The organism is Dactylosporangium sp. NPDC000555 (assembly GCF_040300025.1).
Taxonomy (GTDB): Bacteria; Actinomycetota; Actinomycetes; order Mycobacteriales; family Micromonosporaceae; genus Dactylosporangium.
Genome location: NZ_JBEPDB010000090.1, coordinates 24,662 through 34,740, shown reverse-complemented (window position 1 = coordinate 34,740; position 10,079 = coordinate 24,662). Strand labels below are relative to the sequence as shown.

Here is a 10,079-nt window from a genome sequence, read left to right as displayed (position 1 = left end):
GGCCCGGCACGCGGGCCGGGCCGGACTCCTCGTCGCGGTTGCCGAGCCGGGTCAGGTAGAGCGCGCCGGCGCCGACGACGATGAAGGCGAAGCCGACCGTGGTGAGCAGCGGGGACGACGAGCCGGTCACCGGGAGCTCGCCGACCTGGGCAGCGCCCGCCGGGACGCCGGTCACCGCAGCACCACCGGGAGTGATGCCGTTGGCACCGCCGGGCGTCGTGCCGGCGCCGCCGCCTGGCGCTGTGCCGTTGACACCGCCCGCCCCACCGCCGCCGCTGTTCCCGCCCGTGCCGCCGCCGTTGCCCTGACCTGAGCCGCCGCCCGAACCTGACCCGCCGTTGCCTTGGCCCGAGCCGCCACCCGAACCTGGCCCACCGTTACCCTGACCCGAGCCGCCACCCGAACCTGGCCCACCGTTACCCTGACCCGAGCCACCGCCAGGACCTGAGCCGCCGTTGCCCTGACCGGAGCCGTTGCCCTGGCCCGAACCGCCGTATCCGTTGGCCGAACCTGACCCGCCGTTGCCCTGACCCGAGCCGTTACCCTGGCCTGAGCCGTTGCCCTGGCCCGAACCGCCGTATCCGTTGGCCGAACCGGACGGGCCGTGGGAGGGTGCGTGTCCCCGGCCGTTGCCCCACGTGCGCGAATGGGCGCCCGAGCCGTAGCCGGAGGAGTCCGAGCCATCCCGGCCAGGTTGGGAGTGGCCGGGGAACGAGGGCTCCGTCAGCAGCCGCAGCGTACCCGGCAGGACCTCGACGGCGGAGGCGTCGGGCGCCGCCTGGGCGGCGGCGGCCAGGGAAGTGATGCCGGCGGCGCCCATCGCGCCGACCGCGACAGCCTTGTGCAGCAGCCTCATCGTCGTCCAACACCCCAAACGGTCGTCCGTTACACCACAAAAGTCCGAATCGTGGCTTTCCAGTGAGCCAACGAGGCAGCCGCGGCGAACGACTCGGGTGGTTTCCGGCAAATATGGACAAACGCCGAGGATCGCGGTGGTGCGCGTTCTCGGGCCGTAATGGTCGTGATGCGGGGGGCGGCCTACCGTTGAGGCATGACCGAGCCAGTTGTCAGCCTGCCCACGACCGACGCGGAGTGGCGGGCGCGGCTTTCCCCGGACGAGTTCCGGGTGCTGCGCCTCGCCGGGACCGAGGCTCCTTGGAGCGGGGAGTACGTCAACACCAAGACCGACGGCGTGTACCGCTGCCGCGCCTGCGGTGAGCAGCTCTTCGAAAGCGGCGCCAAGTTCGACTCGCACTGCGGCTGGCCCTCGTTCGATGACGCCATCCCCGGCACCGTCAAGGAGATCGAGGACCGCTCGCACGGCATGGTGCGCACCGAGATCCGCTGCGCGCGCTGCGACTCGCACCTCGGCCACGTGTTCCGCGGCGAGCGGATGACGCCGAAGGACACGCGCCACTGCGTGAACTCCCTGTCGATCCGCCTGGAGCCCCGCGACCAGTAGAATCGATGCATGCCCGACGAGTCCGCCGCCGATCGGCTCCGCCTCGCTCTCGACATGTACGAACTGGGCGAGAACATGCAGCGCGCCCGCCTCCGCCGCCAGCACCCACAGGCGACGGCCACGGAGATCGAGGCGGCAGTCGACCAATGGCTGTCCTCACGATCGGACGCCCCGATCGGCGATGCGGCCGGCCGCCTGTCTGACAGGTTCTCGTGAACCAACTCGAACTTGCACTGCAACAAGCCGCAGCCGACATCACCCGATTCGGTCGCGCTTGGGCACTGGTGGGGGGTTTCGCGGTGTCGGCCCGCGCCCAACCCCGATTCACTCGCGATGTCGACATAGCGGTCGCTGTCGCCGACGACAGTGGCGCCGAAGCCCTCGTTCGCGATCTGCTCGGTTGTGGGTACTCTCTGTTCTCGACGTTGGAGCATGACACCGGCAGGCTGGCTACGGTACGCCTCAGGCGGCACATCGGCGGAGTCGGCATCGTCGTCGACCTGCTGTTTGCCAGCTCTGGCATCGAGCCGGAGATCGTCGAGGCCGCCGAAAACGTTGAGATCTCGCCCGAGCTGACCTTGCCGGTGGCGACAACAGGCCACCTCATCGCCCTCAAACTGCTGGCTCGCGATGACGACTCACGGCCGCAGGATCTTGCGGACCTGCGCGCACTTCGCGAAGCCGCAACGGCGGACGACTTCACCTCGGCCCGCTCCGCCGTCGAGCTGATCATGATGCGAGGGTTCAACCGCGACCGCGACCTGGTCGCCCTGCTACAGGCGTTGATCCATTCGAACTGAGTTGAAGATGTCCGCAGCATGGCTGGCCCTCGTTCGACGACGCCATCCCCGGCACCGTCAAGGAGATCGAGGACCGCTCCCACGGCATGGTGCGCACGGAGATCCGCTGCGCGCGCTGCGACTCGCACCTCGGCCACGTGTTCCGCGGCGAGGGGATGACGCCGAAGGACACGCGCCACTGCGTGAACTCGCTCTCGATCAGGCTCGATCCCAAGGAGTGACGACGTAGCGCGGTCGCCCGGGGCGTCGAGCAGCCGCTAGGCCGCCGGGCGGCGCATCGGCACATGCTCGATGCCCTCGTCGTCGAACGCCGGGCCGCACGCGGTGAACCCGAACCGCTCGTAGACGCCGGTCGCGGTGGTCTGGGCGTCGAGCACCACGTCGCGGCCCGGGCCGATGCGCTCCAGCGCCTCGGCCAGCAGCTTGCCGGCCAGGCCCCGGCCGCGGTGCTCCGCGGCGGTGACGACGCGGCCGATGCGGGCCCCGCCGCCGGGCTCGTCGAGGATCCGCAGGTACGCCGCGACCGAGCCGTCCGGCGCGTCCAGCCACAGGTGCCGCGTGCCCGGCTCCTCGTCGCGCCCGTCGAGCTCCGGGTAGGGGCAGTGCTGCTCCACGACGAACACGTCGCAGCGCAGCTTCAGCAGGCGGTACAGGTCGCGGGTGCCGAGTGACGCGAAGTCCGAGATCACCGGCTCAACCTACCGAGCGCGCCGCCAGCGCCTCGGCGGCCTTGCGCGCGGCGATGAGGATCGGGTCCCAGACCGGGGCGAAGGGCGGCGCGTACGACAGGTCGAGGGAGGTCATCTCCTCCACCGTCATGCCGTGCCACAGCGCGACGGCGAGCGCGTCGATGCGCTTCGCGGCGCCCTCCCGCCCGACGATCTGGGCGCCGAGCAGCCGGCCCGACGTACGCTCGGCAATGATCTTGGTTTTGATCTTCCGTGCGTCCGGGTAGTAGCCGGCGCGCGTGGTGGACTCGGTGACCACGCTGAACGGGTCGAACCCGGCGGCCTCGGCCTCGGCGGTGCTCAGGCCGGTGCGGGCCACCTCGTGCGCGCAGAGCTTCGACACCGCGGTGCCGACCACGCCGGGAAACGTGGCGTAGCCACCGCCGATGTTGATGCCCACGGCGCGGCCCTGCTTGTTGGCGTGGGTGCCGAGCGCGATCGCCACCGGCCGCTGGGAGACGAGGTGGAACGTCTCGACGCAGTCGCCGGCGGCCCAGATCCCGTCGACCGAGGTGCGCATGCGCCGGTCGACCCGGATGCCGCCGGTCTCGCCGATCTCGATGCCGGCGGCGCGGGCGAGGTCGCTGTCCGGCCGCGTGCCGAGCCCGAGGATGACCAGGTCGGCAGGGATCTCACCGGCCGAGGTGTGCACGGCCGCGACCCGACCGCCGGTGCTGGCGAAGCCCCGCAGCGTCTCGCCGAGGCGCAGGTTCACACCCTCCTCGCGCAGGGCGTCGGCGACCAGGGCGCCCATGTCCGGGTCCAGGGTGCGCATCGGCTGCTCGGCGGCGTCGACGAGGGTCACCTCGAGGCCGCGGCGCAGCATCGCCTCGGCCATCTCCAGGCCGATGTACCCGCCGCCGACGACGACCGCGCGGCGCGGGCCGTGCCGGTCGAGGTACCCCAGCAGCCGGATGCCGTCCTCGAGCGTCTGCACGCCGTGAATGCCCAGCGAGACGGCGCCGGGCACCTCGGGCCGCCGCGGTGCCCCGCCGGTGGCGATGACGAGCTGGTCGAACGGCTCGCGGTACTCGCGGTCGCCGGCACGGACGAGCACCTCGCGCCGGTCGGTGTCGATCGACGTGACCTCGCTGCCCAGCCGCAGGTCGATCCGCTGGCGCTCGCGAAACTCGGCGGGGTGCCGGGCGACGAGGTCGTCGGGGTCGGTGACGTCGCCGGCGACGAGGTACGGGATGCCGCACGCCGAGTAGGAGACGTGCTGTCCGCGCTCGAAGGCGACGATGGCCAGGTCGTCGGCGCCGCGCCGACGCCGCGCCTGGGACGCCGCGCTCATTCCCGCGGCGTCGCCGCCGATCACCACCAGTCGCTCGGTCACCCGCCCATTGTGGCCAGTCATGCCGTTCACAGTACGAAGGCGTCCGTCCACAGCTGCCGGGAGCGGCCGGACAGGGCCTCCAGCAGACCGACCGCCTGCCCGTCGGTGAGCGCGGCGACGAAGTCGACGATCGCCCGGCCGCGGGCCATCGCCGCCACGTCGAGGGTCTTCAGGCCGTAGTCGGCGGGGGTGAGCGTCTCGGTCTCCGCCTCGGCGAGCTCGACCAGGTCGTGCAGCCGGCGGGGCAGCCGCGCACCCTCCTCGGGGTCGGCGAGCCAGGCGTGCAGCGCCTCGACGAGCGCGGCCAGCAGCCGCGCCTGGCCGCGCTGGTGCAGGGCCAGGTCGGGGCGTTCGAGCACGAACCGGTGGTGGATCAGCTTGAGCACCTGCACCTCGTGCCACTGTGGCCGGGCCAGCAGCACGTGGCCGGAGCGCACCGGCTGGTCGGCGCGCACGTGCACGGCGTCGATGAGCCGGCGGGTCCACCGGGCCGAGAAGCGCGCCACCGCCTGCTCGGCGACGATGGAGCCGTCGAACGGCGCGGCGAGCAGCCCGTCGGCGAGCTCGGCGCGCACGTGCTCGACGGCGGCGGAGAACGCGTCGTCGTCGCAGATCCAGCCGTCCTTGCGATGGAGCTCGCGGCGCAGCTGCTCCACCGAGCGGCCGGGCCGGCGGACGCTCGCGCGCAGCTGCGTGTCGCCGAGGGCGCGCAGGCCGGCCGCGTCGCGCTGCCAGGCGACGAGCTCGGCCGCGACGGAGCCCTGCTGCAGCACCCCGACGCGGTGGAAGTCCTCGAGGTCGTGGATGGCGTAGGCGATGTCGTCGGCGGTGTCCATCACCGACGCCTCGACGGTCTGCTGCCAGTCGGCGAGCCGGCCGGCGAACGGGGCGCGGGCCTGGCGCAGGTCGGCGAGCTCGGTGACGTACGCGCCGAACTTCGCCGAGCCGGTCTCGGGGTCTCCCCCGGCGCCGCGTGGCGTCGGGCTCAGGTGCATCGGGTGCGGGTCGGGGTGGGTGCGGCGGGTCCACGGGTACTTCAGCAGCGCCGCCCGCACCGCCGCGGTCAGGTCGAGCCCGATGGCGGCGCCGCGCACCTGGGTGCTGGTGACGATGCGGTACGACTGGGCGTTGCCCTCGAAGCCGTCGGGCAGCCCGAGCCGCTCGCGGGCCAGCCGGTCCAGGACCCGCTCGCCGAGGTGGCCGAACGGCGGGTGGCCGAGGTCGTGGGCGAGCGCGGCGGCCTCGACCACGTCGGCGTCGCAGCCGCCGAGCTTGTCCAGCAGGGAGCGCTGCTCGGCGTCGGCGCACAGCCGCTCGACGATGCCGCGGGCGACGCTGGCGACCTTGAGGCTGTGGGTGAGCCGGTTGTGCACCAGCAGCCCGGAGCCGCCGGGGCTGATCACCTGCGTGACGCCGCCGAGGCGGGCGAAGAACGGCGAGGCGACGATGCGGTCCCGGTCCACCCGGTAGGGGCTGCCGGTCAGGTCGCCGGGGGCCACCACCGCCCCGCCGAAGAGCCGCCGCGCGCGCTGGTCCTCGTTCATCCCGCTATTTCTATCAGGCAGGACGGCTCACTCCGGCTTGCGTACCTCGATCACGAACCCGCTCGCCGCCTGCGCCGCCATCGGGTGGTGCACCAGCAGCAGATCGAGCAGCTTGAGCGGGGACAGCACCCAGGTGAGCGGCAGGATCACCCGGTAGAGCCGGCGGCTGCCGAAGGACAGCACCATCGCCAGCCACTCCTGCAGCACCCACAGCAGGCCGGAGGTGGGTCCGGCCCCGACGCGCACGCCGAGCACCTCGAACGCGCCGAACTGCTCGCGCAGGCCCACCTCGGTGTAGCGCTGGAAGTCGTACGGCGAGGCGTGGAACGGCTGCAGGAACGGCACGAAGACGAGCATCCGCCCGCCCGGGCGCAGCACCCGGTGCATCTCGGCGATGTGCGCGGCCGGGTCGGGCACGTGCTCGAGCACGGCGATGCTCACCCCGCCGGCGAGGCTGCCGTCGGCGAGGGGCAGCCGGCGCAGGTCGGTGACGACGTCGACGTTGCCGTACGCGCCGCCGTCGATGCAGATGACGCGCTCGTCGCGGCGGTGGGTGCCGCAGCCGAGGTCGGCGACGAGGTCGCGACCGAGGTCGAACGTGCGCAGGAACCCGGCGACGAGCCCGGGCCGGTCCTGCACCGGGGAGAGCACCCGGATCACGGCCGGGTACAGCCGGTGCAGGCGGGTCTTGACCAGCTCCTTGAGCCGGTTGAGCGGGTCGGCGGTGAGCTCGGCGGCGGCGAACCCGCCGAAGTCGAGCCGGTCGCCGTCGCGCCGCCCGGCGCAGCCGCACACCACGCAGGTCAGCGAGGCGTCGAGCCGGGCGTGGCAACGGGGGCAGGCGAGCACCTCCAGGAGCCGGCCCTGGCGGGTGTCGGGGATGGTCGCGCTCATCATCCTCCCAGCTGGTAGATCGCGATGCGTCCCGCGCGGTAGCGGAACTGCGCGTAGTCCTGGATCCAGGTCGAGGGCAGCAGCAGGTACCCCTCGTCGACGAACAGCCACTTCACGTGGTACTCGTCGCGCAGCTTCCCGATGCTGTGCGCGGTCGGGTGGTAGAACGCGGCGTCGTTGTCGGCGAGCCTCTGCGGGTCCCAGTAGGGCGCGAAGATGGCGTTGACGTGCGCCTTCGCCGCCTCCTTGTGCGCCCGGTCGGTGAAGCCCCAGCCCTCGATCAGGAAGCGGCGCTCGCTGTAGGCGGAGAACCAGAAGTGCCGGTTGTCGCAGCCCCGCGTCGAGTACGGGTCGCCGATGCAGTGCGCGTTGGTGGCGACGAGGTCGTCCGGGTCGGAGTGCTCGCGCAGCCAGCGCCCGGCCTCCTGGGTGCCGGGCGTGACGAACGTGGCGATCTGCACGACGCCGTGCCAGCCGCCGAGGCGCGACGCGCGGGTCATCATGTAGACGTGCTGGAGCGCGGTGATCATGCAGGCCCCGGCGAGCATGGCGGCCACGAGGGTCCGCCACGCCGGCAGATTCCGGCGGTACGCCCAGTAGCCCGCGATTCCCAGCAGCGCGTAGGAGAGCAGGTAGGGCCAGACCAGGTACCACAGCGTGACCGCCAGGCTGCCCGTGTTCTGGAGTTTCGGGGTGCGCATGGAGCCGAGCTTGTGCACCACGAACAGGATCAGCGCGCCGACGCCGATCGCGGCGTACACCTGCACCAGCGTGCGCCGCACCGGCAGCCCGCGGGGCGTGAGCAGCACCAGGCCGACAACGGAGGCGAGCGACAGGTACGGGCGGGCGGAGACCATGAACCAGCCCTCGGCGCCGGCCTCGTGGCCGAAGATCATCAGCGCCCCGACGCCGGAGATCCCGATGCCGAACATGAGGATCACCGGGTCGGCGGCGATGCCCAGGTCGCGGCGCATCCGCCGGGCGTGCCGCAGGGTCGGTGCGAGCCGGCCCAGCCCGAGCAGGCCGGGCCAGATGCACGCCCAGCAGCTGACCGTCAGCGCGGTGACGACGAGCAGGCGCCACGGCGGGTGCGGGTACTCGGGCGCGGCGAACTTCAGCGTGTACGGCGCGCCGGAGATCTGCGCGAAGTGCAGCGGGTCGACGGCCATGCCCTGCGACGCGCCGCCGAAGAGCACGAACTGGGCGAACAGCAGCCCGAGAAGGGCGACGGCGGCGGCGAACAGCGCGCCCGGGTGCACCCGGCGGCGGGTGACCAGCCGGACCGCGACCACGAGCAGCAGCCCGGCCAGCAGCATGGGCAGGAAGGTCGCCTTGGCGCCGGTGACGGCGGCGGTGAGCAGCACGACGAGGGCCCAGCGGGCGCGGGTGTGCATGCCCATGGCCTCGACGAGGGCGAGCGCGAGGCCGGCGAACAGCAGCGCGCCGAACGTCTGGGTCGGGCTCGTCCACAGCTGGGCGCGCAGCGACGAGCCGTCCTCGTAGGCGTTGGTGCCGAAGGCGGAGAACCAGCCCTCCAGGGGCCAGTGGTACGGCAGCGGGGTCAGCACGAAGAACGTGGTGACGGCGGCGGCCGCGCCGGCCCACCACACGCCGGTGAGCCGCCGGCCGAGCACGCCGAGCAGCGCGACCAGGCCGAAGATCATCGGCAGCGGTGCGAGGCGCACCAGCAGCACGTGCGGCTCGATGCCGGTGACCCAGGAGGTGGCGGCCATCTCGGCGTAGACGAACCAGTGGTACAGCACCGGCTGGTCCGGCAGCCACGGCGACAGCAGCGGCATGTGGTGCCTGGCGTCGCCGATGAGGGCCAGGTGGAACGGTGAGTCGGCGTCGGGGCTGAGCATGCCCGGCTCGCGCAGGTCGTGCGTGCGGAAGAAGCGCACGCAGCTCCAGTAGAAGACGACGGCGGCGGTGCCGGACAGGATCAGCGACCACCACAGCGGGGTGCGGTCGGCGGGCGCGGTGCTGCCCCGCCAGTGCCGGCGCAGCCGCGGCAGGGCCAGGAACAGGCCGATGACGGCGGCGGGCCAGGCCAGCACGAGCAGCGGCGCGCCGATCGCCCGGGCCGGGATGTAGGCGAGGACCTCGCCGGCGTAGCCGATGGCGAGGCCGGCGGCGAGGTCCTCGACGAGCCAGCCGGAGCGGCCGCGGATCGCCCGCCACACCAGGGTGCCGGGCGCGACGATGCCCAGCAGCACGTACAGCGCGAAGATGGCGGTGGCCGGCACCGGGACGCCGTAGAACCTCAGGCCGGCGGCGACCAGCACGGCGAGGACCGCCGGCGGCACCCAGGCGGCCGCGGCCCCCCGGCGCGAGGCCGCGGCGACGGCCACCGGGGTCCGCCTCTCGACCGTTGCTGTCACACGTTCCGCCATTCCTCGAGATGTCTGACGCAACGTATGCAACGCATGACACCGGGGTGAGGCAGCGCGGGACTTCCACCCGATCAGGGGGTTTCGCGGCTCCGGATGAGCGCCTCCAGGCCGTCGAGGAAGCGCGCCAGGCCGAACTCGAAGTCGTCGTCGGGCGCCGCGTCCGGCGTCTCCAGCACGCCGGAGGCGACGAGCTCGCCGACGGCCGGGAACCGAGCCGGGTCGGCGAGGCGCTTGAGCAGCCGGCCGTAGCCGAACGTCGACTGCTCGGTGGTGACCCCGCCGGCCTGGGCGGCGGCGTTGATGTCGGCGGACAGGAGCGCCCAGCTCCGCACGATGCCGCTGACGATCATGATCGTAGAGAGCCGCTCGTCCTGGCGCAGCACGGTGCCGCCCATCGCCGCCAGGCCGTAGTCCATCCAGGCGATCTGGTTCGGCATGATCGGCGGGGAGTTCAACGGCACCCGGATCACCCACGGCTGGCGGCGCAGCAGGCCGAGATAGGCGCGCGCGAAGCTGGTCAGGCCGGCCCGCCACCCCCCGCCGGGCGGCAGCGGGGGCGGCTGGCCGACCGCGGCGTCGACCATGAGCTCGAGCAGCTCGTCCTTGGTCGTGACATGGCGGTACAGCGACATCGTCGCCGCGCCGAGCTCTCTCGCGACCCGGCCCATGGACACGGCGCTGAGCCCGTCGGTGGCGGCCACCTTCACCCCGGCGGCGACGATGCGCTCGAGCGTCAGCCGCGGCCCCTTGCCCGGCCGCTCGCGCAGTCCCCACGCCGCGGCAAGAACCGAGGGCATGCCCTCTTCGTACTCGCTCATACCGTCCGTACCGCTCATTGACTGGAGATTCTACTTCTGGGTATAACATACGCACGAGCGTATGTTATACGCATGCGCGTATGAGATACGCAAGAGGGGAAGGC

General features: G+C 72.5%; 9 protein-coding genes and 2 pseudogenes. 4 read left to right on the top strand and 7 right to left on the bottom strand.

Going from position 1 to position 10,079, the window contains the following annotated elements; genetic code table 11:
* Nucleotides 1–856: pseudogene (locus tag ABT297_RS36005) on the bottom strand (hypothetical protein); the annotation flags it as partial.
* Between the two features lie 195 nt (nt 857–1,051).
* Here ABT297_RS36005 and msrB point away from each other — a divergent pair.
* The 4 genes and pseudogenes from msrB to ABT297_RS35985 form a co-directional block, all read left to right on the top strand.
* On the top strand, nt 1,052–1,462 hold the full coding sequence (gene msrB, locus ABT297_RS36000; RefSeq protein WP_350556964.1) for a peptide-methionine (R)-S-oxide reductase MsrB: 411 nt from the start codon (nt 1,052–1,054) through the stop codon (nt 1,460–1,462).
* A 9-nt stretch (nt 1,463–1,471) separates the two neighbouring features.
* Complete coding sequence (locus ABT297_RS35995) at nt 1,472–1,678, top strand: hypothetical protein (protein WP_350556963.1); 207 nt, start codon at nt 1,472–1,474, stop codon at nt 1,676–1,678.
* On the top strand, nt 1,675–2,262 hold the full coding sequence (locus ABT297_RS35990) for a nucleotidyl transferase AbiEii/AbiGii toxin family protein (RefSeq protein WP_350556962.1): 588 nt from the start codon (nt 1,675–1,677) through the stop codon (nt 2,260–2,262). Before ABT297_RS35995 ends, ABT297_RS35990 begins: the two co-directional genes overlap by 4 nt.
* Nucleotides 2,263–2,282: 20 nt before the next feature.
* A pseudogene (locus ABT297_RS35985) lies at nt 2,283–2,483 on the top strand (peptide-methionine (R)-S-oxide reductase); the annotation flags it as partial.
* Between the two features lie 36 nt (nt 2,484–2,519).
* Here the strand turns inward: ABT297_RS35985 and ABT297_RS35980 are convergent.
* From ABT297_RS35980 to ABT297_RS35955, 6 genes are all read right to left on the bottom strand, one after another.
* Complete coding sequence (locus ABT297_RS35980; RefSeq protein ID WP_350556961.1) at nt 2,520–2,951, bottom strand: GNAT family N-acetyltransferase; 432 nt, start codon at nt 2,949–2,951, stop codon at nt 2,520–2,522.
* Nucleotides 2,952–2,955: 4 nt separating this feature from the next.
* Complete coding sequence (locus ABT297_RS35975) at nt 2,956–4,326, bottom strand: FAD-dependent oxidoreductase (protein ID WP_350556960.1); 1,371 nt, start codon at nt 4,324–4,326, stop codon at nt 2,956–2,958.
* A 26-nt stretch (nt 4,327–4,352) separates the two neighbouring features.
* The gene (locus ABT297_RS35970) at nt 4,353–5,870 is read right to left on the bottom strand and encodes a deoxyguanosinetriphosphate triphosphohydrolase family protein (RefSeq protein ID WP_350556959.1); all 1,518 of its coding nucleotides are present in this window, start codon (nt 5,868–5,870) and stop codon (nt 4,353–4,355) included.
* Nucleotides 5,871–5,897: 27 nt separating this feature from the next.
* Nucleotides 5,898–6,764 (bottom strand): methyltransferase domain-containing protein, encoded by an 867-nt coding sequence (locus ABT297_RS35965; protein ID WP_350556958.1) that lies wholly within the window; start codon nt 6,762–6,764, stop codon nt 5,898–5,900.
* A complete protein-coding gene (locus tag ABT297_RS35960) occupies nt 6,764–9,145 on the bottom strand; it encodes a hypothetical protein (RefSeq protein WP_350556957.1) in 2,382 nt (793 codons plus the stop codon). The genes ABT297_RS35965 and ABT297_RS35960 overlap by 1 nt, the downstream gene beginning before the upstream one ends.
* Nucleotides 9,146–9,228: 83 nt before the next feature.
* Complete coding sequence (locus ABT297_RS35955; protein WP_350556956.1) at nt 9,229–9,975, bottom strand: TetR/AcrR family transcriptional regulator; 747 nt, start codon at nt 9,973–9,975, stop codon at nt 9,229–9,231.
* Nucleotides 9,976–10,079 lie beyond the last annotated feature (104 nt).